This is a genomic window from Mycobacterium sp. (genome assembly GCF_035623875.1).
In the GTDB taxonomy this organism is placed as follows: domain Bacteria; phylum Actinomycetota; class Actinomycetes; order Mycobacteriales; family Mycobacteriaceae; genus Mycobacterium.
In genome coordinates this window covers 25,524-50,167 of the sequence record NZ_DASPSP010000212.1, presented here as the reverse complement: position 1 = coordinate 50,167, position 24,644 = coordinate 25,524, and the positions used below count along the sequence as shown (strand labels likewise).

The 24,644-nt window shown below is 65.8% G+C and carries 20 protein-coding genes; 13 read left to right on the top strand and 7 right to left on the bottom strand.

Annotation, left to right across the window (positions count from 1 at the left end):
- Both VEI45_RS17730 and VEI45_RS17725 read left to right on the top strand, forming a co-directional pair.
- Positions 1–1,502: 3-oxoacyl-[acyl-carrier-protein] synthase III C-terminal domain-containing protein (locus VEI45_RS17730; protein WP_324855527.1), on the top strand; the 1,502-nt coding region annotated here is incomplete at its 5' end.
- Between the two features lie 82 nt (positions 1,503–1,584).
- The gene (locus VEI45_RS17725; RefSeq protein ID WP_324855525.1) at positions 1,585–2,952 is read left to right on the top strand and encodes an FAD-binding oxidoreductase; all 1,368 of its coding nucleotides are present in this window, start codon (positions 1,585–1,587) and stop codon (positions 2,950–2,952) included.
- A 54-nt stretch (positions 2,953–3,006) separates the two neighbouring features.
- On the opposite strand, the gene VEI45_RS17720 is transcribed toward VEI45_RS17725, so the two are convergent.
- A complete protein-coding gene (locus VEI45_RS17720) occupies positions 3,007–4,014 on the bottom strand; it encodes an NAD-dependent epimerase/dehydratase family protein (protein ID WP_324855524.1) in 1,008 nt (335 codons plus the stop codon).
- Between the two features lie 266 nt (positions 4,015–4,280).
- Between VEI45_RS17720 and VEI45_RS17715 the strand changes: the two genes are divergently transcribed.
- Entirely contained in the window at positions 4,281–5,330 is a 1,050-nt protein-coding gene (locus tag VEI45_RS17715) for an ABC transporter permease (RefSeq protein ID WP_324855533.1), read from the top strand.
- Positions 5,331–5,332: 2 nt separating this feature from the next.
- Positions 5,333–6,325 (top strand): ATP-binding cassette domain-containing protein, encoded by a 993-nt coding sequence (locus VEI45_RS17710; RefSeq protein ID WP_324855522.1) that lies wholly within the window; start codon positions 5,333–5,335, stop codon positions 6,323–6,325.
- Between the two features lie 205 nt (positions 6,326–6,530).
- On the opposite strand, the gene fadD6 is transcribed toward VEI45_RS17710, so the two are convergent.
- Together fadD6 and VEI45_RS17700 are read right to left on the bottom strand one after the other, a co-directional pair.
- Positions 6,531–8,312: a long-chain-acyl-CoA synthetase FadD6 gene (fadD6, locus tag VEI45_RS17705; RefSeq protein WP_324855520.1), complete on the bottom strand. Its 1,782-nt coding sequence runs from the start codon at positions 8,310–8,312 to the stop codon at positions 6,531–6,533.
- Positions 8,313–8,375: 63 nt separating this feature from the next.
- A complete protein-coding gene (locus VEI45_RS17700; protein WP_324855518.1) occupies positions 8,376–8,939 on the bottom strand; it encodes a TIGR00730 family Rossman fold protein in 564 nt (187 codons plus the stop codon).
- Positions 8,940–9,035: 96 nt separating this feature from the next.
- Between VEI45_RS17700 and VEI45_RS17695 the strand changes: the two genes are divergently transcribed.
- Positions 9,036–11,321 (top strand): AAA family ATPase, encoded by a 2,286-nt coding sequence (locus VEI45_RS17695; RefSeq protein WP_324855516.1) that lies wholly within the window; start codon positions 9,036–9,038, stop codon positions 11,319–11,321.
- On the opposite strand, the gene dapE is transcribed toward VEI45_RS17695, so the two are convergent.
- The gene (gene dapE / locus VEI45_RS17690) at positions 11,318–12,391 is read right to left on the bottom strand and encodes a succinyl-diaminopimelate desuccinylase (protein WP_324855514.1); all 1,074 of its coding nucleotides are present in this window, start codon (positions 12,389–12,391) and stop codon (positions 11,318–11,320) included. The genes VEI45_RS17695 and dapE overlap by 4 nt on opposite strands.
- A gap of 25 nt (positions 12,392–12,416) precedes the next feature.
- On the opposite strand from dapE, the gene dapD reads away from it, so the two are divergent.
- Complete coding sequence (gene dapD, locus VEI45_RS17685; protein ID WP_324855512.1) at positions 12,417–13,370, top strand: 2,3,4,5-tetrahydropyridine-2,6-dicarboxylate N-succinyltransferase; 954 nt, start codon at positions 12,417–12,419, stop codon at positions 13,368–13,370.
- Position 13,371: 1 nt separating this feature from the next.
- Here the strand turns inward: dapD and VEI45_RS17680 are convergent, their stop codons facing one another.
- Positions 13,372–14,694 (bottom strand): MFS transporter, encoded by a 1,323-nt coding sequence (locus tag VEI45_RS17680; protein ID WP_324855531.1) that lies wholly within the window; start codon positions 14,692–14,694, stop codon positions 13,372–13,374.
- Positions 14,695–14,993: 299 nt separating this feature from the next.
- Entirely contained in the window at positions 14,994–16,409 is a 1,416-nt protein-coding gene (locus VEI45_RS17675; RefSeq protein WP_324855510.1) for an acyl-CoA synthetase, read from the bottom strand.
- Between the two features lie 260 nt (positions 16,410–16,669).
- Here VEI45_RS17675 and VEI45_RS17670 point away from each other — a divergent pair, with 260 nt between their 5' ends.
- The 7 genes from VEI45_RS17670 (at position 16,670) to VEI45_RS17640 (ending at position 23,765) form a co-directional block, all read left to right on the top strand.
- The gene (locus VEI45_RS17670) at positions 16,670–17,656 is read left to right on the top strand and encodes an Acg family FMN-binding oxidoreductase (protein ID WP_324855508.1); all 987 of its coding nucleotides are present in this window, start codon (positions 16,670–16,672) and stop codon (positions 17,654–17,656) included.
- A gap of 43 nt (positions 17,657–17,699) precedes the next feature.
- Positions 17,700–18,068, top strand: a complete 369-nt coding sequence (locus VEI45_RS17665; RefSeq protein WP_324855506.1) for an STAS/SEC14 domain-containing protein — start codon at positions 17,700–17,702, stop codon at positions 18,066–18,068.
- Between the two features lie 204 nt (positions 18,069–18,272).
- A complete protein-coding gene (locus VEI45_RS17660; protein WP_324855504.1) occupies positions 18,273–19,535 on the top strand; it encodes a phosphatidylserine decarboxylase family protein in 1,263 nt (420 codons plus the stop codon).
- A complete protein-coding gene (locus tag VEI45_RS17655; RefSeq protein ID WP_324855502.1) occupies positions 19,532–20,428 on the top strand; it encodes a GNAT family N-acetyltransferase in 897 nt (298 codons plus the stop codon). The genes VEI45_RS17660 and VEI45_RS17655 overlap by 4 nt, the downstream gene beginning before the upstream one ends.
- Before the next feature lie 132 nt (positions 20,429–20,560).
- Positions 20,561–21,604, top strand: a complete 1,044-nt coding sequence (gene argC / locus VEI45_RS17650; RefSeq protein WP_324855499.1) for an N-acetyl-gamma-glutamyl-phosphate reductase — start codon at positions 20,561–20,563, stop codon at positions 21,602–21,604.
- On the top strand, positions 21,601–22,521 hold the full coding sequence (argB, locus tag VEI45_RS17645) for an acetylglutamate kinase (protein WP_324855497.1): 921 nt from the start codon (positions 21,601–21,603) through the stop codon (positions 22,519–22,521). Before argC ends, argB begins: the two co-directional genes overlap by 4 nt.
- 47 nt (positions 22,522–22,568) lie before the next feature.
- Entirely contained in the window at positions 22,569–23,765 is a 1,197-nt protein-coding gene (locus VEI45_RS17640; protein ID WP_324855495.1) for an acetylornithine transaminase, read from the top strand.
- Here the strand turns inward: VEI45_RS17640 and VEI45_RS17635 are convergent.
- Positions 23,740–24,570: a universal stress protein gene (locus VEI45_RS17635; protein WP_324855493.1), complete on the bottom strand. Its 831-nt coding sequence runs from the start codon at positions 24,568–24,570 to the stop codon at positions 23,740–23,742. The genes VEI45_RS17640 and VEI45_RS17635 overlap by 26 nt on opposite strands.
- Positions 24,571–24,644: the final 74 nt, after the last annotated feature.

The window sequence follows — 24,644 nt, the reverse complement described above, 5'->3', positions numbered from 1 at the left end:
CACGGCTTGCCTGCCTGACTCTCGGTGATGCCGGTGCGGCGGTGATCCTGGAGCGCGGTCCCAACAACCGGGTCGGCTTCCGAGACATCGACATGACCACATTGAGCCGGTACAGCAAGCTGTGCATCGCCAAGGTGACCGACAGCCCGCACGGCGGTGCCATCATGGTCGCCGACTCGGTCACGCAGACCGCGGTCGCGGTCAAGCATTCGGTGCCCTACGTCGCTGCCGTCATGCAGCGGCACGGGTGGCGACCGGAGTACTGCGACCACCTGCTCATGCACCAGACGTCGGCGGCGTCGATCAATGACGCCGTTACCGCCATCAACCGGATGTTCGGGCACACCGCGGTAGGCGGCGGCAACGTCATCAACAACCTGTCTGAGCGGGGCAACACCGCCACCACGACACACTTCGTCGCCCTGATGGACAATATCCGAAGCGGCCGGATCAATTCGGGCGACAACATGGTCTTCTCCATCACCGGATCCGGTCAGACGGTGGGCGCCGCGCTGTACACCTTCGACGACCTGCCCGACCGGATGCGCCGGGGGACCGACGGAGGTCACCGCCACGTCGTGCGGGCCGGCAGCCACCGCAAAAGCGTGCCGGCGACCCCTCGGGTGTGCATCGACAGCGTCGGCGTCGCTCCTGCTTCGCAATCTTCTCCGCCGCGCTCGCTGGAGCTTGCGGTGCAAGCGGCAGCGGCCTGCCTCGACCGCAGCGGTCTGGATCGGACCGAGCTTGGTCTGATCATCCACGCCGGCGTCTATCGCGACGAATTTCTCAGCGAGCCGGCGGTGGCCGCGCTTGTCGCCGGTGAACTCGGGATCAACGACGAAGTGGAGTCCGCGCACGGGCCCAAGACCTTCACCTTCGACGTCCTTAACGGCGCGGTCGGCTTCCTCACCGCCTGCCATGTCGCCGCCGGAATGATCGGGGCGGGAACGACCGACCATGCGATGGTGCTGGCCTCGGAGATCGAAAACAACACCCCGGAAAGCGGCTATCCGTTGAACGGCATCAGCCAGACCGGCTCGGCGGTGTTGCTCGGCAGCAGCGAGGGCTCGACGGGGTTCGGCCGGTTCGTCTTCCAGCACCATCCCGAATACGGCGGGGCACTGGCCAGCTACACCCAGCACCGGGACGGGCGGACCTGGCTGCAGATCGACCGCGATCCCAGCCTGGACGCCATCTACGTCGACTGCATCCCCTCCAGCGTCAAGGAACTTTTGACGCTCGAGGGACTCGACCCCGCCGACATCGCAATTGTGTTCCCGCCGTATCTGTCCCCGCCGGCGCGGCGCGAACTGGCCGCCCGGATCGGTATCCCGAGAGCACGATTCGTCAACGTCGCAGTCGACACTGACCCCTTCACCTCGTCGCTGCCGTATGCGCTGGAGCACGCCCGCCGACACGGGCTGTCACGGCCCGGTGACCTCGCGCTCATCGTGGCCGTCGGCTCGGGTGTCGAGGTCGGTTGCACCACCTACCGCTTCTGATTCCCATGCGTGCACTGGTCACCGGAGGAACCGGGTTCGTCGGGTCGAACCTGGTGGCTGCCTTGATCGATCGGAGACAGCTTTGACATTCACAATCCACGCGGTGCCCGACTTCACCGGCGACGTGGTCCTTCCCGACAGCGCCGCCTACGACTCGGCGCGGGAGGTCTTCAACGGCCTGATCGACAAGCGGCCGAGCGTTGTACTCCGCTGCCGCTCGCGCGCCGACATCGTCGCCGCCATCCGCTACGCCGTCGGCTCCGGAGCCGAGATCGCGGTGCGTTGCAGCGGGCACAGCGTGGCAGGACACTCCTCGACCGATGGCGGTATCGTCATCGACCTCTCGTTGATGCGCGGCGTCGTTGTCGACCCCGAACACCGAATCGCGGTCGTCGAGCCCGGTGCGACCTGGCGCGACATCGACCAGGCCACCTCCCGCTACGGACTCGCCTGCCCCGGCGGGGTGGTGTCAACGACGGGCGTCGGCGGGTTCACGCTCGGCGGCGGCGTCGGCTGGTTGTCCCGGACATACGGGTTGACCTGCGACAATCTAACCGCCGCGGAGCTGGTGCTGGCCAGCGGGGAGGTGCTGTACGTCAGCGAGTCGCAGAACCCGGAGGTGCTGTGGGGACTGCGCGGTGGCGGCGGCAACTTCGGGGTGGTCGCACACTTCGTGCTCGACCTGCACCCGGTCGATCACGTCATCACCGGCGTGCGAGCTTACGACGACTCCGACGCCGACGCCGTGCTTGAACACTTCCGCGCCCAGATGGACAACGCCGGCGACCATCTCGCGTCGATCGTGGACTTCGGGACCGAGGAGAGTTCAGGACGCCGCCTGGTCACGATCCTCGGCTGTTCGACCGGATCCGATGAGGTCGGTCAGGCCGGTATCGGTGCACTGCTGGATGTGGGCGGGGCTACCACCGAACCGGTGACGGCACTGCAGCGCAAACTCTCCTATCCCACCTGGCAGCAGGTACTCGACCACACTGCCCCATTCGGTCGGCTGAACTATTGGAAGTCGGTCTTCCTGACGGAGTTATCCGATGAGGCCATCCGACGCATCGCGCTGCTCGGACGAACTCGCCCCGCGCCGCAAACACGTCTACACCTGATCGGGCTCGGCGGCTTTTCCAGCCGGGTTCCGCCCCAGGCGACAGCCTTTTCGGCCCGCAACCATCCCTACATCGTCCATCTGATCACCACGTGGACCGACCCCGCCGACACCCAACGATGCACGTCGTGGACCAACGAAGCGTACGAAACCTTGCGTCCCCTCGGCCCGGCAAGCGCGTATCTCAACTTCGTCGGCGATGAAGGGCAGGCCCGCATCAGGGCCAGCTTCGGTGAAGTCACCTACCGGCGCCTCGCCAGGCTGAAGGCTCGCCTCGACCCGGACAACCGCTTCGCCCTCAACCAAAACATCGAACCCGCAACGCATACGTGAACCCGGACGCCGAAGCCGGCACCGATGACCACTACCTCGCTCTCTGCTGTGGCATCATGGAATCTCCCCAGACGGGATCATCCCTCGAGTGCGAAACCATATGACCGCGTTGCGGATTGCAGGCTCGATGGGTCCCACTACATAGCGCAGTTCTCGCGCCGCCTTATCGCACCGGTACCGGTAGCGGTCGGTGAACGCGTATCCGACGGATATCGAGTTCACTGTGGTTTCCCGACCGGTGACGACCTCGAACAGGTCGCCGGCCTTACCCGCGATCCATGCGACTGGATAGGGCAGCCGCCTACGCGGCGGGTCGACCCCGACCACCCGTGCCACTAGCTCCAGGTAGTCGCGATACGTCAGCTCCTGGCCGCCCAGGATGTAGCGTTCGCCGCGTTTCCCGTGCAACCAGGCGGCGATCATCCCACGCGCCACCTCGCAGACATCCGCGAAGTTGTTGTATCCCGGTGTCCAATAAGGAATTCTGCGGTTGGCGACCTCGACGATGAGACGGCCGGAACTGGGTCTGGCATCGAGCGGGCCTACCAGATAGGTGGGGTTTACGATGACTGCATCCAACTTGTCGCAGGCCCGCTGCACGAGGATTTCACCACGCCGTTTGGTGACTGGGTAGGCCGATGCCAGCCCGGCCCTGTCCCACGCCCATGGGGTCTGCTCGTCAGCGGGTGTGCCATCGGATGTGGGTCCGATCGTGTTCGCGGTCGAGGTATGGACGACCCGCGGCGTGCTGACGGCAATCGCGGCTTCGACGACAGCTCGCGTCGCATCAACATTGACGGCCGAGATCGCAGGTGTGATCGTTCGCGTGGTCGAAACGCATGCAGCGCAATGGAAGACAACGTCAGCGCCGGCGAACACATTGCGGAGTTCTGCTACCGAACCGAGGTCCGCGCATACCCACTTGATCGGGAGGTCGGCCAGCGAACTCGTATCGGTGCTCGGGCGTCGCGTCGCGGTCACGGTGTGCCCCTGCGCGATCAGTTCGACGGCCAGGTTGGCCCCCAGCAGCCCGCTTGCTCCCGTTACCACGGCGTGTGCCATCGGGTTTTCCGTTCAAAAGAGCATCGCAGTAGTGGATGTCGGCTGCCGCATCCAGCTGTCGACCCAGTTCGGTGGCACAGTCCGGAAGTACGCCATGGTCGACGCCGCATGACCACACTCAACCACCGGAATCACCACGTGACCCCGCCTTCCGTGCTACAAAGAATTGAATACCCGATCCCAGATCTCGCCGCCGCCGAACAAGCGGCGGCGTTCCTTCGAATACTGGGTACATCGGTGAACTGCGAGAGCCGGCGCGCATGCGAATGTTGATCACCGCGTTGCGGGACCTGCAGTGGCGGCGGCGACGCTTCATCACCGCGGCTATCGGCACCGGAATGGTATTCGCGCTGACCTTCATCATCACCGGGCTGACGCACGGTTTTCGTGTCGAGGCCCAGCATGTGGTCGACTCGCTGGGCATTGACACCTACATCATCGAGGCGGGCGCAGTAGGTCCGTTCATGGGCTCGTCGAGGTTCCCGGAGGCAGAAACGGGGGTGGTCGCCCGGCTCCCGGGCGTCGAATCGGCGATTCCGGTGGTCTACGGCAACACGATCCTGCAAGATCGTCGCTCGCCGCAAAACGTGAACGTGTACGGAGTGCCCGAACGCGGATCCGGGATGCCGCCGATCGCAGCGGGACGGGCACCGTCGAGCCCCGGCGAGGTTGCCATGTCGAGCACCCTGGGGCGATCCATTGGCGACGAAGTCGAGATCGGTGCGAGCATGCTGCGGATCGTCGGGCTCGTCGGCAAATCCACTACGCTCGCGGGCCAAGCCAACGCGTTCCTTACCGTCGCGGGGGCGCAGCGGTTGATGTTTTCCGGCCAGCCGGTGATTTCCGCCATCGGCTTGCACGGCACACCCCGCCAGATACCCAACGGCTACCGCATCGTGGATCGCCACGCTGCGGTAGATGACATGGTGCGCCCGCTGCAGGGGGCCCGACTGGCGATGTCGTACATGGCGATTCTGCTGTGGGCAGTGGCGGGCCTGATCGTGGGATCGCTGATCTATCTCTCTGCGTTGGAGCGCACCCGCGACTTTGCGGTGTTCAAAGCTCTCGGCGTCACTACTCAGTCGGTGCTCGCCGGGCTAGCGCTACAGGCGGTGCTCGTCGCGTTGGTCGCCTCGGTGCTCGGTGGGCTGCTCGCGATGGTGCTCGGTCCGCTGTTTCCGATGCTCGTGGTGGTGACCACCTCGGCGTTCCTGTCGTTGGTCGTGACGGCGGTGGTGATCGGTCTGTTGGCGAGCCTGGCAGGCCTGCGCCACGCGGTGGCTGTCGACCCGGCGCTGGCGTTTGGAGGTCCATAGTCGTGGATGATCTCCGCATCAAAGATCTCGTCGTCGAGTACTCCGACGGCGGCGACGCGATCCGCCCGATCGACGGTCTGGATCTGAAGATCACGGCTGGATCGCTGGTGATCGTGTTGGGCCCCAGTGGATGTGGAAAGACGACGTTATTGTCGTGCCTGGGCGGCATCCTCAGCCCGACTAGCGGTTGCATCGAATTCGGCGATGTCGAGGTAACCGCGCTAGACCGCCGCGAGCTGATCGCCTACCGACGCCACACCGTAGGCATCGTCTTTCAGATGTTCAATCTGGTGCCAAGTCTCACCGCGCTCGAGAACGTGATGGTGCCGATGTGGGCAGCTGGGTGGTCGCAGCGGGTGGCGCGCGAACGCGCCCACGAATTGCTGACACGCGTCGGACTGCAGGACCGCATGACACACCGGCCGGGTGACCTAAGCGGCGGTCAGCAACAACGCGTGGCGTTTGCCCGCGCGATCGCCTTGGATCCAAGGCTGATCTTGGCCGACGAACCCACGGCACACTTGGACTTTGTCCAGGTGGAAGACGTGCTGCGGCTACTCCGGGAATTGGCGACAGGTGAGCGCATCGTCGTGGTAGCGACCCACGACACCCGGATCCTGGCACTTGCTGACCGCGTGGTCGCGCTCGTGCCGCCTTTCACCTCGACCGACCGAGAGCCGGAAACCGTCCGTCTCACACCCGGCTCCGTACTGTTTGAACAGGGCAGCATTGGAGACTTGATCTACGTCGTCTCCGAAGGCGAACTGGAAATCGTGCGTGAACCCGCAGGCGGAGGCGAAGAACTCCTCAAGGTCGCCACCCCCGGCGACTACTTCGGCGAGATCGGACCGTTGTTCCGCATGCCCCGCTCGGCCACCGTGCGCGCCCGCACCGACGCAACAGTGGTTGGCTACACCGTGGAGGCATTCCGCGAGCGACTCGGGACGTCCACCGAGCGTCATCTCATCGAGCACCACGAGATCGAGATAAAGTAGGAAACGCCGAGGACGACCACCTCGATCTCGGGATGCACCGCTAGACGAAGCCGCGCCGATGTCACTAGTCGCGATGGTCGCCGGAGTCAGCCGGGGTATCGGTGCAGCTAATGCGGTGATGCTTACCGGGGCCGGGTATCGGGTCGTCGTTAAGCATCGCGCCGGTGCCTCCCCGGCGGACGAGATGGTCGCGCCCTGGCCTGCACTAGCCCTGTGGTCGCTTGCCGGCCGCGACCTCGTCCGGATATGCGTCGTAGAACGGCACATATCCCTCGTCGCGGCCGGCTAACACATACAGCGGGTCCTCGATGTCAGGGCCGTAAGCCTGCTCGCGCAGATCCACCTTGCGGCTCTTGAACGTGGTGGTGTGCTCCATCGAATCAACCACCCGCAGAAACAGCGGCAACGCATACGCCGGCAGCTGGTCATACACGGTGTGGGCGAGTGCCTTTCCGTCGAACTCGGCGCCTTCGCGCAGTTTGACTGCGGCCATCCCCGCGCGACCGCCGGTGCGGGGAATCTCGACACCGAAAACCGCACACTCCTCGATGGACTTGTCGGCCGCCAGCGCCCGTTCCACTTGCGTGGTGGCGACGTTTTCGCCCTTCCAGCGGAAGGTGTCGCCGAGCCGGTCCACGAACGCCGCGTGGCCCATGCCCTGCGGGCTCATCACGTCGCCGGTGTTGAACCAGCAGTCTCCCTCACGAAAGGCGTTGCGCACCAGCTTCTTTTCACTCGCGCCCGGGTCGGTGTAACCGTCGAACGGTTGTAGCCGGTTCACCGGGCTGAGCAACAGGCCCGGCTCGCCGGCGGGCACCCGCTGCACCCGGCCATCCTCGCCGCGCAGCGGCTCGCCGGTGTCGGGGTCGTAGTGCACGTAGGCCAACGGCGCCGGTGAAATGCCCGTCGACTTGGGCACATTGAAGATGTTGATGAACGCGGTGTTGCCCTCACTGGCCGCGTAGAACTCGCAGACCCGCGCGATGCCGAACCGAGTGGTGAACTCGTCCCAGATCTCCGGACGCAGCCCGTTGCCAGCGATCAACCGCACCCTGTGGGCGCGATCGGTCGGCTTGGCCGGCTGGTTAAGCAGGTAGCGGCACACCTCACCGATGTAGATGAACGCCGTTGCGTCGCCGGCGATCACCTCCTCCCAAAACCGCGACGCCGAGAAGGACTTACCCAGGGCCAGCGTTGCCCCCGAGTTGATCACCGATCCGACCGCGACCGTCAGTGCGTTGTTGTGGTACAGCGGCAGGCAGCTGTACAACGTGTCAGAACCCTTCAGCCGCAAGCCCAGCCCGCCGAACGCGGCCAGCGCGGACAACCATCGACGATGCGTCATCACGCTGGCCTTGGGATGACCCGTCGTCCCCGAGGTGAATATGTAGAACGCGGTGTCCTTGGCCAGCACCGCCGACACCGACGCCGGGTTGGTGGTGGGCGCGGTGGCCGCCAGGCGCTCCACCTCCTCGATCGTTACCGGCGCAACACCGGCCCCGCCAGAGTCGTCGACCGCATCGACCAGGTCGGATTCAACGACGAGCACGTTGGCGTCCAGCAACCCCAGGCTGTGCGCCAGCACGTCGCCGCGCTGGTGGTAATTGAGCATCCCGGCGACGGCACCGCATTTGACCACGGCCAGCATCATCAGCACCGCATTGGGTGAGTTCCGCAGCATGATCCCGACGACGTCGCCGCGACCGACACCGCGCGCCGCCAGCACCGCGGCGTAGCGGTTGGCAGTCGCGTTGGCCTCGCGGTAGGTCAATTGCTGTTCGCCGAACCGGATGAACGGCCGGTCACCGAAACGGGCGGCGCGCTCCTGGAACACTTTGCCGATCGAGGTCTTGGAGGTCGGCCGGGCCAGCAGTCCGGTGAGGACGCCGCGGACGATCACCGGAACGTCGGCCAGCACCCCGGGCACCCGGGTTGCGATGTCGAACAGCCCCACCGATGAGCGGGTCCCGGAGTCGTGTTCGGACACTGTTATCCCTCACTTCGCGCAACGGCAGATGGCGGCCAGCCTAGCTTTGCTCGGCGGGCAGGCTTAGCCGGGTCTGCACGCCGCCAGTGCCGCGCTCACTTGGTCGACTACCACCAACCGGTCCAGCGCGACTTGCGAGACATAACCGCTGTCGATCAGTCCGTATAGCCATGCGCGCAGCCCGTCGAAGTGTCCGCCCGGGTCCAGCATCACGACCGGTTTGTTGTGTATACCGAGATACCCGCCGGTCCAGGCCTCAAACAGCTCCTCCAGGGTGCCGATGCCGCCCGGCAGCGCGATGAACGCATCGGCGCGGTCCTCCATGATCTGTTTGCGCTCGCGCATGGTGTCGGTCACGACCAGCTCGTCGGCGTCGGTGTCGGCGACCTCGCGGCGTACCAGCATCTTGGGGATGACGCCGACGGTCCACCCGCCGCGGACCCGCGCGGCGGTGGCCAGCGCGCCCATCGCGGAGACGTTGCCGCCGCCCCAGATCAGGGTCCAACCCCGGTCGGCGATCGCCTCGCCGAGTTCGGCGGCCAACGCCAACAACTCGGGGTCAGTGGGCCCGGACGCGCAATACACACAGACCGCCCACTGATGGGGTGCGTCGCGTTTGGGTTGCACAGTCGAAACCCTAGTAGACGTAGTAGACCACCTTGCCGCGGAGTGCATTTGGGCCTATTGGCATGCCGGCAACACTGCGCGCCATAAAATCCGGCAGTGCCGACTGCTTGGGTTGCCGCGCTGGCGGCCGACGTACTGGACCGGGTCGCGGCCACGTTGGACGATCCCGAGCGATCCGGCGTGGTGCTGGTCGGAGCCGACGGCGTCGGCAAGACGCTGCTCGCGCGCAGCGTCGCCGAAAGGTTCGCCGCGGGTGAGCCGTCGACTGCGGTGCGCTGGGTGGCGGGCACTGCGACGGGACGAAGCGTGCCGTTCGGCGCGTTCGGCGACCTGCTGGAGCTCACCGACGTCGCGGAGACCGGCAGGCCCGCGGAGCTGCTGCGCGCCGCCCACGAGTCGCTGACCGGTGCCGGCGGCGAGCCGCTGTTCGTGTTCGACGACGCACACGATCTGGACCACCTGTCGGCCACCCTGGTGTACCAACTGGCGCTGAGTCGCTCGGCACGATTGGTCGTCACGGTCCGTACCGACACCGAGTTGCCCGACGCGGTCGCGGCGCTGTCCGCCGATGAGCTGCTGACCCCGGTCGAGGTTGCGCCGCTGGACAGGCCGGCGACGGCGGCACTGCTGGAATCGGCCCTCGGCGCGCCGCTGAATACCGCGGCCACCGATGAGGTGTTTCAACGCAGTCAGGGCAACCCGCTGTATTTGCGTCATCTGGTCCGAGACGGTGGCCTGGTGCAGGTCGACGGCGACTGGCGATGCCGCGACGAGAAGCGCGTGTCGCTCGCAGCCCTGATCGACGGCTACCTGTCCGGTCTGCCCGCGCCGGTCCGCACGGTGCTGGACTACCTGGCGGTGGCCGAGCCCCTGCGCCGTGCCGACCTGACGGCGCTGGCCGACGAGCAGGCCGTCGACGAAGCAGAAGCCGCCGGCGCGGTCGCTTCCGATGACCACGAAATGGTGTACGCGGCCCATCCGCTCTACGCCGACCGCGTCCGCGCCGCGCTGGCACCGGCGACCGCGCGGGCATTGCGCGCATCGCTGGTCGAACAGTTGGCTGCTCGACCACTCGGCCACATCGGCGAACAGCTGCGACGGTCGGCGCTGGCCGTCGACAGCGACGCTGCCAGCGCAGTCGCCGACATCGTGACCGCGGCCCAACACGCGCTGCGGCTCGGTGAGCTCGAACTCGCCGAACAGCTTGCGCGCGCCGCACTGGACCGGTCGGGTGGTCTTGCCGCGCGGCTATCGCTGGCCTACGCGCTGGCCTGGCAGGGCCGCGGACGAGAAGCCGGCGCGGTGCTGGAGGCGGTGGATTCCGAGCAGTTGTCGCAGTCCGAGCTGATCGAGTGGGCACTGCCGCGGGCCGCCAACCAGTTCTGGATGCTCAGCGAGCCGGAGCGGGCCACGGCGTTTCTGCAGACCACACGGCACCGGATCTCGGCGCCGAAGGCGTTGGCCACCCTCGACGCGCTCGCGGCGACCTTCGCGATGAACGCAGGCACTCCGCTGCGCGCGTTGCGCATCGCGGACGAGGTGCTGGCCTCGCCGCACGCCGACCAGGTTGCGGTGGGCTGGGCGGCGTCAGCGGCGGCGCTCAGCTCGGCGCGCACCGGCCGGTTCCACGACGTCGAGTCGCTGGCCGGGCGTGCGTTGGCCGCCGACCATCCCGGTTTGCTGAGATTCACCAGCGGCTTCGGCCGGATCACCACCCTGCTGATGGCGGGTCGGCTGGCCGAGGCCCGCACGTTGGCGCAGCGCTACACCGATTTCGCCGAGTTGCAGCAGCCGGGGCGGGCGATCGGTGAGACGTTGGTGGGCTATGTGGCGATCGCCCAGGGTGATTTCGACGCCGCCGTCACGCTGCTGAGCCGGGCCGCCGATCCGCTGGCGCGAACCGGCTATTCCTGGGGTCCGCTGTCGCTGACACTGCTCGCTCAGGCGCTTGGCCAGCAAGGTGAACAACTCGAAGCTGCAAAAGTTTTCAGTCGAGCAGAGTCTCGGCACGGCATGAAATCGACGCTGTTCGCCCCGGAGTTGGCCTTGTCCAAGGCGTGGTCGAAGGCGGCGCGCGGCGACACGACGGGCGCGATCGAAGCCGCCCGTGAGGCCGTGCAGGCCGCAGAACGCGGCGGGCAGTCGGCCATCGCGCTGCGCGCGCTGCAGGACGCGGCACGGCTGGGAGACACCCGTGCGGTGTTCAAGGCCGAACGCTTGTCGATCGAGGTGGACTGCGTGCTCGGCAGGCTCACGCTGGCGCATGCCCGCGCGTTGGCCAACGGTGATGCCGCAGCGCTGGCCGACGTCGCCACCGACTTGGCCGATCGAGGGCTGCAGCCTGCGGCCGCCGACGCGTCGGCGCAAGCGCAGCGCGCTTAGCTGCTCAGATACGCCCTCAGCATCGCCACGGCGGCGGTGATCTGATCGACCGGCACCCGCTCGTCGCGGGTATGCGCCAGGTTGGGGTCGCCCGGCCCGTAGTTGACCGCCGCAATTCCCCGGGCAGCGAACCGCGACACGTCGGTCCACCCGTATTTCGCTCGCACCTGCCCGTCGGCGGCCTCGATCAGCGCCTTGGCCGCGGGCCTGGACAGCCCGGGCAGCGCTCCGGCGGCGAGGTCGGTCTGCTCGATCCGTACGTCGAGGCGAGCGAAAACCTCATGAACGTGGCGCAGCGCGGCGTCCGGCGAGCGGTCGGGCGCGAAGCGAAAGTTCACCGTCACCGACGCCGCATCGGGGATGACGTTGCCCGCAACGCCGCCGTCGATGCGTACCGCCGACAACCCTTCGCGGTAGGTGCACCCGTCGATCTCGACACTGCGGGCCCGATAGTCCGCCAGCCGGTCCAGCACAGCGCCCAGCTTGTGAATAGCGTTGTCACCCAACCACGATCGAGCCGAATGCGCCCGGGTTCCGGTCGCGTGGATGACGGCGCGCAGCGTGCCCTGACAGCCTGCTTCGATGAAGCCGCCGGTTGGCTCGCCTAATATCGCCACGTCGGCCGACAGCCAATCGGGCAACTCGCGTTCTATTCGCCCCAAACCGTTTGCCGCTGAATCGATTTCCTCGCAGTCGTAGAACACCAACGTCAGATCGTGCGCCAGCGTTGAGACCGTCGCGGCCAGATGAAGGAATACCGCGTCACCGGACTTCATGTCGGTGCTGCCGCAGCCGTGCAGCGAATCTGCGTCGCGGCGGCTCGGCAGGTTGCCTGCTGCCGGGACGGTATCGAGATGCCCGGCCAGCAGCACCCGCGTTGGCCGGCCGAGCATTGTGCGCGCCAGCACGGCATTGCCGTTGCGGATGATCTCGTACCCCAAAGCCCGGGGAGTTTGCGCCCGCAGCGCGGCTTCCACCTCGTCGGCGATGCCCTTTTCCTGCCGCGATTCGCTCGGAATGTCGACCAGAGCTGCCGTCAGCTCGATCGGGTCGCCGCGTAGGTCCAGCACGATCCCAGCGTAGTGGGTGAGTAGCGTGGGGCAGGTGACTGCAGCTTCGGGTATTGGGCTGGCGACTTTGGCCGGCAACGGGTCGGTCCTCGACACCTGGTTCCCCGCACCAGAACTGATCGAATCGGGCAACAGTGGCACGGTCCGGCTATCGCTGGCTGAAGTTCCCGACGAGTTGGCGGCGCTGGCCGGACGCGACGATGACCGCGGCACCGAGACCGTCGTGGTACGCACCGTGATCGGCTCGCTGGACGACAAGGCCGTCGACGCCTACGACGCCTACCTGCGACTGCATTTACTCTCGCATCGACTGGTCGCGCCGCACGCGCTCAACGCCGACGGCTTGTTCGGCGTCTTGACCAACGTGGTGTGGACCAGCCACGGACCCTGCGCGGTCGAGGGTTTCGAGAAGGTGCGGGCCCGACTGCGCCGCCGCGGACCGGTCGCGGTGTACGGCGTGGACAAGTTTCCCCGGATGGTCGACTACGTTGTGCCGACCGGGGTGCGTATCGCCGATGCAGACCGGGTGCGGTTGGGCGCGCATCTGGCTTCGGGCACGACGGTGATGCACGAGGGGTTCGTCAACTACAACGCGGGCACATTGGGCGCCTCGATGGTGGAGGGCCGCATCTCGGCGGGCGTGGTAGTCGGCGATGGCTCCGACATCGGCGGTGGCGCGTCGATCATGGGCACCCTGTCCGGCGGTGGCACCGAGGTGATCTCGATCGGCAAGCATTGCCTGCTCGGCGCCAACGCCGGGCTGGGGATTTCACTGGGTGACGACTGCGTCGTCGAAGCTGGCCTCTATGTCACCGCGGGCACTAAAGTCGCTCTGCCCGACGGGACTTCGGTCAAGGCCCGTGAGCTCTCCGGCGGCACCAACATGCTGTTCCGCCGCAACTCGGTGACCGGTGCGGTCGAGGTGGTGTCCCGTGACGGCCGGGGCATCGCCCTCAACGAGGATCTGCACGCCAACTGAGCTAACAGCCGCTGCCGGGCAGCTCCAGCTCGGGAGGCACTCCTGCGACATCAGCACCTCGAGTGGATTGAAGTGCCGTTCGGTTGGTTTCCGGGAGTAGATAGGTGCACGCCAGGCTGGCCAGCAGCAGGATGGCCATCATGAGACCGACCGCCCAGCTGCCGGAGGTTGCCAGCAGCGTGTCGGCGATCAGCGGCGGCAGAGCTCCGCCTGCGATGCCGGCGAGGTTCACCGCCAGCGCTGTACCTGTGTAGCGGTAGCGGGTAGCCAACAGTTCGGGGATGAATGCTGCCGTAGGTCCGGAGCCGATCGCGACGGTGGCGTACATGCCGACGATAGCCACCGCGTACAAAATGGGTTTGCCGGTATCCATCAGCGGGATCACCACAAGCGACCACGGTAGACATGCCGACCATCCCACCAACATCATGCGGCGGCGCCCGACTCGATCGCTCAGACTGGCCGAGAGCGCAACGAACGCGATGCTCGCTAGCCCGCCCAGCACGCCGACGGACAAGATGAGGTTCCGGGAATGCCCCAGGTGGGTGTGGGCGTAGGTGGTCAGATAGGTGCCGGCCATGTAGAAGAAGCTGACGCCGCCGACGACGCTGCCTGCGGCCAGGGTGATCTCACGGCGCTGGAGGCGCAACAGTTCGGTGATCGGCGCTTTGGGTGAGGCGTTGCGGGCTTTTTCCTCGGCGAACACCGGGGTTTCGTCGATGTTGAGCAGCACGTATAAGGCGATGGCGATCAGCGCCGCGCTGATCAGGAATGGTAGGCGCCACCCCCACTGCATGAACGCGGGGCTGTTTTCACCGATGGTGACGTTCACCCCTAGAAAGGTCAAGCTGGTCAGTACCAGCGCGGTGCCGCCACCGAGCGGGGTGAACATGCCGTATAGACCGCGTCTGGCAGCCGGTGCGTGTTCGGTGCTCAACAGCGTCGATCCGGCCCATTCGCCGCCGACGGCAAACCCTTGCAGCAGCCGCAGGGCGATCAGGATCAGTGGGGCTGCCACACCAATCGCCGCCGTGCTGGGAACCAGGCCCACCATCACGGTTGACACGGCCATGATCAGCAGCGTGGCGACCAGGGTCTTTTTCCGGCCCAGCCGGTCCCCGAGGTGCCCTAAGACGGCCGCGCCTACCGGCCGGGACAGAAACGCTGCGGCAAATGTCCCCATCGAGGCGACCGTGGCCATCGTGGGGCCCAGGTTCGGGAAGAACACGGTGGGAAATACCAGCGCCGCCGCGGTGCCGAAAATAAGGAAGTCGTAGAACTCGATTGCCGAGCCGACAAGACAGGCGACCGCCACCCGCTTCATCGGTGTGACGCCAGGGCCGGCTTCAATCCCCGCAGCAGATCCGCCTAGGCGATTCAACTCACCCATGGTGGCTACCCTAACCAGCACCGGGCATATGGCGACGGGTATCCCGTCGCTGTTCGGCTGCATCTGTACACGGTGATGACGGTATGCGAAGGTGCGCCGCCTTGCTCGCTGAAAACGACGCTGTCGTGTCCGCCGCTGCGCCGCTCTCCGCGATGCGGACCAATACGACAGAGAGTTCTGATCGGACGAGTTAGTGCGACCTCGCTTTTGCGAGGACCCAACGCCATCGAATCTTAGCCGCGGGCCAGCAGTTCCTTCTTGATCACCTTACCCATTGCATTGCGCGGCAGCGTGTCCACGATCCTCACCTCACGCGGACGCTTGTGCAGCGAAAGCTGCTGGGCGACATAGTCGATCAACGCATCCGGCTCGGCGTCACCGACGACGAACGCGACGATTCGCTGGCCCAGGTCATCGTCGGGCAGCCCGACAACTGCGACCTCGGCAACGTCGGGATGCCCGAGCAGCGCGGTTTCGATTTCGCCGGCGCCGACACGGTATCCGCCGGACTTGATCAGGTCGACCGATTCGCGACCCACAATGCGATGCATACCGTCGCCGTCCACGACGGCGGCGTCGCCGGTGCGATACCAGCCATCGGTGTCAAACGCCTCGGCGGTGGCGTCCGGCCGATTCAGGTAGCCGTCGAACAAGGTAGGGCCGCGAACTTGCAGCCGCCCAATGGTTTCCGCGTCGTGCGGTACCGGGCCGCTTGCGTCGTCGACCAACCGGGTCTGTACGCCGGACAGCGGCAGGCCGACCCAGCCGGGGCGGCGCGCGCCGTCGGCGCGGGTGGACAGTGTGATCAGCGATTCGGTACTTCCGTATCGTTCGACCGGCGCATGCCCGTGTCGGACCAACTGGTCGAACACCGGCACCGGCAGCGGGGCGCTGCCGGACACCAGCAGCCGCGCCGGTCTTAGCGCCTCGGCGGCCGCCGTGTCGGCCACCACGCGTGACCATACCGTCGGCACACCGAAGTACAGCGTGCCGCCGGCTTCGGAACAGGCCTGCGCATAGGCTTCGGGCGTGGGTTTTCCGGTGTGCACGAAGCGGTTTCCGACTCGCAGCGACCCGAGTAGACCCAGCACCAGACCGTGCACGTGAAAAAGCGGCAATCCGTGCACCAGTGTGTCGTCGGGTGTCCACTGCCAGGCCTGGGCGAGCGCGTCCAGGTCGGCGGCGATCGCCTGACCGCTCAGCTGCACGCCTTTGGGCGGGCCAGTGGTGCCCGAGGTGTAGATGATCAGCACAGTGTCCTGCGGGGACGGCTCGGGATGGCGGTGCCAGGACCGCGCGTGTGTCCGCACCGGGATGTGCGGCAGACCCTCCGGCTCGTCCGGCACCGGGCCGAGCCATGCTTGCGCACCGGAGTCGGTGAGGATGTGGCGCCGCTCGGCCTGCCCGACGTCGGCGGGCACCGGAACGACCGGCACGCCGGCGATCAGGCATCCGGCGATGGCCAACGCGGTCGCGGCGGTCGGCGTGGCCAGGACCGCGATCCGGTCCGCCCCGCCGACGCGTTCGGCCACGGACGTCGCGGCGCCGACGACATCACTGCGGCTCAGCGTGACGTCGCCGATGCGGACGGCGTCACCGATATCGCGGCCGCCGGTAACCGCGGCGGGATCCAGCGAGGTCAGCAGCACGTGTGCAGGCTACCCGCCTTGGTCCAGGGACGTCGCCGCTGCCGCCTGCTGGTGTGCCGCGGTCACAAAAGCGTTGGGCGTGCGGGCCCTTCGTCACGACGCAATGCGTCGTGGAACCCCACTCACGCTGTGCGGCGAATGCCTCGGGCATGGATCGGGACATGGCCGGATGGGCCATGGGTTCGGGGACCTATGGCCCTGGCAGTGCCGACGTCGTCGGACCAGCCTTAGGAGCAACACAAAGATCGGGAGGTCGAGATATGGCTGCCACTTTGGTAGAAGCCGGAGTGATCGAGGATGCGGTGGGGTCGGCGTGCCGCGCCCCATCACAGCACAACAGCCAGCCCTGGCAGTGGGTGTTCAGCGATGGCCGACTCCGGTTATTCCTCGATCCAAGTCGAGTCATGGACACCGACCAGTCCGCGCGACAAGCGCTGATCGGTTGCGGCGCGGCCCTCGATCATCTTCGGGTAGCTATGGCCGCCGCCGGGTGGCGGGCGCACATCGATCGGTTCCCCAATCCCGACAGCCCAAACCACCTGGCATCGATCGACTTCACCCCGATCGAATTTATGACCGAACGAGATCGGCGTCGCGCCGGCGCCATCTGGGAACGTCGTACCGACCGGCTGCCTTTCAGCACACCAACGGACTGGATGTCTTTCGAAACGGTGATGACCAGCAGCATCGACGGCAGCGCCGTCCACGCCGAGATCATTCCCGAAAATTTGCGTCCGCAACTCCTGGAGGCGGCCCAGATGGCGGAGTCCTTGCGGCTGCACGATAGCTCCTACCACGACGAGTTGCATTGGTGGACTGCACCATTCGAGGCAGAAGAGGGCATCCCGCACAGCTCTTTGGTTTCGGCGGCGGAGAGCGACCGGGTTGGTGTCGGACGGGTCTTCCCCGTCATCAGTGGGCCGGAAAGGCGCACTGAAGTTTCCGAAGATCACTCGATGATCCTGGTGTTGTCCACCGACCACGCGAATCGGGCCGACGCTTTGGCTTCCGGCGAAGCGCTTTCCGCGACCTTGCTGGAATGCACGATGGCCGGCCTCGCCACCTGCCCGGTAACACACATTACCGAGCTTCCCGCCACCCGCGACCTGATCCGATCGCTCATGCATCACGACGCCGTACCACAAGTCCTCGTCCGCGTGGGCGTGGTGCCGCTTGCCGAAAAACCGCCGCGGCCCACACCGCGCCGACCGCTGTCCGAAGTCTTGCGGCTGAGGGCTTTCGACTGATACTGCCACTCCTCCATCGACAAAGACCGTTTAGGAGCAAACCATGATCGAGTACGATCTCGATACCGCACATTCCATCCTGTTGGTGCGACCCAAATCCGCGCTCGACACAACAGATTTCGTCGAACTGGCAAAGGCGGTCGATCCCCATATCGAGGCGACCGGCGATCTGGCCGGCCTCATTATCAACGCCCCGGCCTTCCCCGGCTGGGATAGTTTCGGAGCGATGGTCAACCACTTTCGGTTCGTCAGGGATCATCACAAGCACGTTAAGAAGGTGGCGCTGGTAACCGACTCGCACCTCGGGGATGTCGCCGAGCATCTCGCATCCCACTTTGTGTCAGCGGAGATCCGGCACTTCCCCGGTGAGCAGCTTGACCAAGCACGACAATGGATCATCAACAACACTTAACCTGTTGAGCCGCAGTCTGATTCACTAGCCAGCTCGGAACGTGACAGCCGCGGTGAGGCCGTCAGCCCGCGGCTAGTTCCGGCGTACCCGCGAATGGAGTTGGAGTTAAGTGGTGGCGCCATGGCGAGGAATGGAGGACATGACGGCGCCGCACATTGGACGGAATCGCGGTCACGTCAAGGCTGACGCCAGTAGGTTTAGCTTGTGAACGGTTCAACCGACGGCGTGGACGTACGCCGCCGCGCCGGCTGGTTACCGGATAGCCAGGAAGAGTTGGAGTCGTGGCTTTCCGGTCACCGCAGGCGGGTCGAGGCCAAAGGCGAGCACGTCACGCTGCATCCTGTGATCGCCGAGTTTCAGCAGCTGATCGAGTCTGATCCGGTGGTGCGCATGTACCTGCACCGGATGGTCGCCGAGGTGCCCCACCGGAAGCACTACCGCAAATGCCACCTGGACAGCGTTGAGCAGATGCTGCGGCTGATCAACGAGGTGCTCACCATGGCGCCGGAGTTCGGCAAGAACGCGGTGATCACGCCCCTCTGCGCGATTCTCGACTGGACGATGGGCACGCCGGCCGGTTTTGCGGCCTTTCGCGACCCGCGAATCAACGCGATGCTCGAGAAAATCCTGACCGTCTGGTGTGAATTCCTCGACAGCGCGGCGTCGCTCTACGTGCTCAACGATTCGCCGTCGGGTTGGAAGTGTGCCGCGGCGCAGCGTGCCATCGGCATCGAGCAGTTCGAGCACGATCCCCGAGATGCGCACTGGGGCTTCAGGTCTTGGAACGACTTTTTCACCCGGCGCTTCAAGGCGGACGCTCGTCCGCTGGCCTCGCCCGATGACGACGCAGTGATCGTCAACGCCTGCGAGTCGGTGCCCTACCGCTTGGCCACCGGCGTCAAGCGCCAGGATCGCTTCTGGATCAAGAGGCAGCCGTACTCGCTGCAGGACATGCTGGCCAACGATGAGTCGGTTGAGCAGTTCGTCGGCGGAACCGTCTATCAGGCGTATCTGAGTGCGATGAACTACCACCGGTGGCACAGCCCCGTGGCGGGGACGATTGTCAGCGCCTTCCGCCGCGGGGGTACCTACTTCTCCGAGGTCGTTTCGGAAGATTGGGACGCGGTACCCCCGCCGGTTTCGCAGTCCTATCTCGCCCATGTGGCGGTGCGGGCGATCATCCTCATCGACGCCGACAATCCGGTCATCGGGCGGGTGGCTTTCGTCGCAGTCGGCATGGACGAGGTCTCGTCCTGCATGATCGGCGACAATGTGAAACCCGGCTGCCACGTCGCAAAAGGTGAGGAATTGGGTTACTTCCAATTCGGCGGCTCGACGCACTGCCTTGTTTTTCGCCCGGGCGCCATCGCCGACTTCGCACTCGCGGCCGTGCCGCGGTTGCACGACCCCAATGCACCGCTGGTGCTTGTCCGATCCAAGCTGGCGACCGCCAACACGACAGCATGAGCGCTTACAGTTTGCAGCGACAACGGGAGGTCGCTGTGCCTTTGACGCTACGTCCGGCGAGTAAAGCGGACGTGCCGGAGTGCGGCCGGGTCTGCTATGACGCATTCAACACGATCGCCGCCAGACACGGATTTCCGCCCGAATATCCGTCGGTCGAAGTCGCCACCACGCTGGTTTCCGAGTTGATCGAACATCCGGGCTTTTTCGCGCTCGTCGCTGAATGCGACGGACGGTTCGTGGGAAGCGGTTTCCTTGACGAGCGATCGGCAATTGTCGGGGTCGGCCATGTCACGGTCGCACCAGACATGCAGGGCCGTGGGGTGGGCCGCACACTGATGACTGCGCTGTTGCGGCGGTGCGCGGAGCGGCGGGTACCGGGCGTGCGACTGCTGGAGGCTGCCTACAAGAACCGATCGATATGCCTGTACACCAAGCTGGGTTTTGACTTCCGCGAGCCGATCGCGGTCATGCAGGGCGACCCCATGGGCCTGCGTATCCCGGGATACGGTGTCCGGGCCGCCATGGTGGCTGACTTCGAGATGTGCAACGCTCTGTGTTTGCGCGTGCATGGTCACGACCGCCGCGGCGAGTTGAGCGAGGCGCTCGCACACGGCACCGCCAGGGTGGTCGAACGCGGCGGGCGGATAACGGGATATACGACGGGCATTGGCTTTTACGCGCACTCGGTGGCCGAGACCAACGACGACCTGCAGGCGCTGATCGGTGCGGCTGAGGCATTTCCGGGCCCCGGATTCCTTGTCCCGATGCGCAACCCCGAGCTGCTCCGTTGGTGCCTGGCCCACGGGCTGCGACCGGTTCTCGTATTAAATCTGATGACGATCGGGCTGTATTCGGAGCCTCGCGGCGCGTTTCTCGCATCGGTGTGGTACTGATCGCAGGCGTTTGCTTCCGACACCTGTGGTCAAACGTCCGGCTGTATCAGGGTCAAACGGCCCTATGTCGCGCGTCGGGGCCGACTTTAACGTTGGCAAGAAATAAGCGACACAAGACATTAGGGAACCCGAATGGGCGCTACTACGACGATCGCGGTGGCCGGGGCCAGTGGCTATGCCGGCGGAGAAATCCTGCGTCTGCTTTTGGGCCATCCGGCATTCACCCAGGGGCGGATGACCATTGGTGCGCTGACCGCGGCGGGCAGCGCAGGCACCACGCTGGCCGAGCACCACCCGAACCTGCTGCCACTCGGCGATCGAGTGCTGCAATCCACCAATCCAGACGTGTTAGCCGGTCACGATGTGGTGTTCATGGCGTTGCCGCCCGGCAATTCGGCCGCCTTGGCGCAACGGCTCAGCGCAGACACGGTGATCATCGATTGCGGCGGCGACTTTCGGCTGCGCGATTCTGCTGCCTGGGAGCGGTTTTACGGCACGCCGCACGCGGGCAGCTGGCCCTACGGGCTGCCAGAGCTGCCCGGTGCCCGCGACCAGTTGCGTGGCGCCAGCCGGATCGCGGTCCCAGGCTGTTACCCCACCGCCGCGTTGCTCGCGCTGGTACCGGCGGTGGCCGAGGGGCTGGCCGAACCCGCCGTGACCGTCGTCGCGGTCAGCGGCACCTCGGGCGCAGGCCGAACAGCTAAGACCGAGCTGCTCGGCTCCGAGACCATGGGGTCAGCACGCGCTTATAACATCGGTGGTGTCCACCGCCATACTCCCGAGATAGCCCAAGGCCTGCAGTCCGTGACCGAACGGGATGTGTCGGTGAGTTTCACCCCAGTGCTCATCCCGATGACCCGCGGCATCCTGGCAACTTGCACGGCCCGCTGTGTGACGCCGGTGTCGCGCGTGCGCGCTGCCTACGAAAAGCACTACAGTGGTGAGCCTTTCGTGCACCTGCTGCCAGAGGGTCGACTGCCCCATACCAACGCCGTAAGCGGCAGCAATGCCGCCCAGATAGCCGTAGCCGTCGACGAGGACGCCGAAACACTGGTGGCGGTCAGCGCGATCGACAACCTCGTCAAGGGCACCGGCGGTGCGGCGGTGCAGTCGATGAACCTGGCGCTGGGCTGGCCAGAGACTGAGGGCCTCTCGGTGGTCGGGGTGACGCCATGACCAGCGTCACGGCCGAAACCGCACCGCCGGTCGACGGACGGGCAGCCACGTTTACCCGCGACATCAGGGCGCAGGTGCTGGCCGAGGCGCTGCCGTGGCTCAAGCACCTGCACAACAAGATCGTCGTCGTCAAGTACGGAGGCCACGCGATGGCCGACGAGACATTGCGGCGCGCGTTCGCCGCCGACATGGTGTTCCTACGCAACTGCGGCATTCGGCCGGTTGTCGTCCACGGCGGCGGACCGCAGATCAGCGAAATGCTCAAACGGCTCGGCATCGCAAGCGAATTCAAGGGCGGATTCCGAGTCACCACGCCGGAAGTGCTCGATGTCGCGCGGATGGTGCTGTTCGGCCACGTCGGCCGGGAACTAGTGAACCTGATCAACACGCACGGACCGTACGCGGTCGGTATCACCGGTGAGGATGCGCAGCTGTTTACCGCGGCTCGGCGCAGCGTCATGGTTGACGGAGTGCCCACCGATATCGGTCTGGTCGGCGACGTCCAAAGCGTCAATACCGACGCGATAACGGATCTCATGGCGGCAGGGCGCATTCCGGTGGTTTCGTCCATTGCACCGGACGCTGCGGGTGTGGTGTATGACATCAACGCCGATGGCGCCGCCGCAGCCCTGGCGGAGGCGCTGCAAGCCGAGAAGCTGCTCATGCTGACCGACGTCGAAGGAATCTACACGCGGTGGCCCGACCCGGACTCGCTGGTCAACGAGATAGACACGGTGGCGCTGCGCGAGCTGCTGCCATCGTTGCAATCCGGCATGGTGCCCAAGGTCGAGGCCTGCCTGCGCGCGGTCGAGGGCGGGGTGCCGGGTGCGCACGTCATCGACGGGCGGGTCGCGCACTGCGTGCTGGTAGAGCTTTTCACCATCGTCGGCGCCGGAACTACGGTGGTGCGTGCGTGATGCACAAGCGACGATGCAGAACGAAGTGATGCTGAGGAGCGGCGCTTATGACCAGCACTGACGCCCTGTTGAAGCGGTGGGACGCCGTGATGATGCGCTGCTACGGAACCCCGCCACTCGCACTCGCTTCGGGCGCCGGTGCGGTGGTCACCGATGTCGACGGCAACAGCTACATCGACCTTCTCGGCGGCATCGCGGTGAATATCTTGGGCCACTGTCACCCAGTGGTCGTCGAAGCGGCCACCCGCCAGCTGAACACCTTGGGCCACACGTCCAACCTCTACGCACATGAGCCCGGCATCGCACTGGCCGAAGCACTTGTGGACCGGTGGGGGGTCGATGGTGCACGGGTGTTCTTCTGCAATTCGGGCGCCGAAGCCAACGAATGCGCGTTCAAGCTCTCCCGGCTCACCGGCCGAACGAAACTCGTCGCAGCCCAGAAGAGTTTCCACGGCCGCACCATGGGGTCGCTGGCACTGACCGGCCACCCCGAGTTCTCGGAACCGTTTGCTCCGCTGCCCGGTGAGCTCACCCATGTGCCCTATGGGAACGTCGACGCCCTGGCAGCCGCCGTGACTGACGAGACCGCAGCGGTTTTCCTCGAACCGATCATGGGCGAGGCCGGAGTCGTTGTCCCACCAACCGGCTACCTGGTTGCCGCCAGGGAGATCACCGCCGAGCATGGCGCGCTACTGGCGATCGATGAGGTGCAGACCGGGATGGGCCGCACCGGAGCATTTTTCGCCCACCAGCACGACGGGATCACCCCGGATGTCGTGACGATGGCCAAGGGGCTCGGTGGCGGATTGCCGATCGGGGCGTGCCTGGCGGTCGGGCCCGTCGCGGCATTGCTGACACCCGGCTTGCACGGCAGCACCTTTTCCGGCAATCCCGTCTGTGCAGCTGCCGCACTCGCGGTGCTGCGAGTCCTGGCCGAGGATGGCCTGATTGAACGCGCCGACACGCTGGGCGAGTCGCTCAGAGATGGCATCGAGTCGCTGAACCACCCACTGGTAGATCATGTTCGGGGCCGCGGCCTGCTGTGCGGGATAGTGTTGACCCGGCCATCCGCCAAGGCGGTCGAGGCCGCGGCTCGCGAGGCCGGCTTTCTGGTCAACGCCCCGGCTGCGGACGTGGTTCGGCTGGCGCCGCCGCTGGTGATCACCAAGTCTCAGCTCGACCAGTTCGTGGCGAGTCTCCCGGATGTGCTGGACACAGTCATTGGTGTTGACCTCGCACGATGAGCACCGAGCAGTCGGCGTGGGTAGAAATCGGCAGCCTGCGCGCGCCCACCAGCTGCGCCACCTGGTTGGCGTCCGCGCCGTCGATAACCGCCAGTTGAACTCTGCCGATGTAGCCCTCGAGGTATCGAGTGACACTCATGCGCGTGCTGGCCACTTCAACCTGCACGTCGGGATACCGACGCAGCCAGTGGTCAAGGCGCCGGTAGAACTTTTCATCGCCGATCTTGAACAGCGCCCACCGCCAGACGCCCAGCGCGAGGACGGGAGCTCGCCGCACCCGGGCTTCCTCCATGGCCCACCGCATGACCTCGTCGTCGCCGGGTTCGTCGTCGAGGACCGCCGCGATGAAAGCGGCCTCTGGAAGCGGCCCGTCTTCCGTGCGTCGAATGATCGCCACAGGGCATCGCGCATGCTCGGCAAGTGTTGTCGCGGTTGATCCGACCACCCTGCTGGCCACTCGGCTGATCCCCAGAGATCCGACACAGATGAGCGTCGCGTTGCTCGACTCTGCGATCAGGACAGAATCGACGTCTCCACACAGCACCGCAGTGTCGATCTTCACTGGCAAGCCGGTCGCCGCTACCGCCGAACAAGCAGCGCGCAAAGAGGTCTCGGCATAGTTTTTCTCGGCTGGGTAAGCACCCGTCGAAGCGATCGGCCCGTCAGTGATTTGGATGACGTGGACGAGCCGAAGCGGAACATCCTGGTGGACGGCCTCTTTGGCTGCCCATTCGGCAGCTCCGATCGCTGCGTCCGAGCCGTCGATTCCAACGACAACCGGCCCGGGTGAATCGTCACTGGTCATTGAATGCTCCTGATCCGGGATGGACGTCGATGACGCTATCCAGAAGCCGGCCGACGGACAGGAGCAGTAGGACC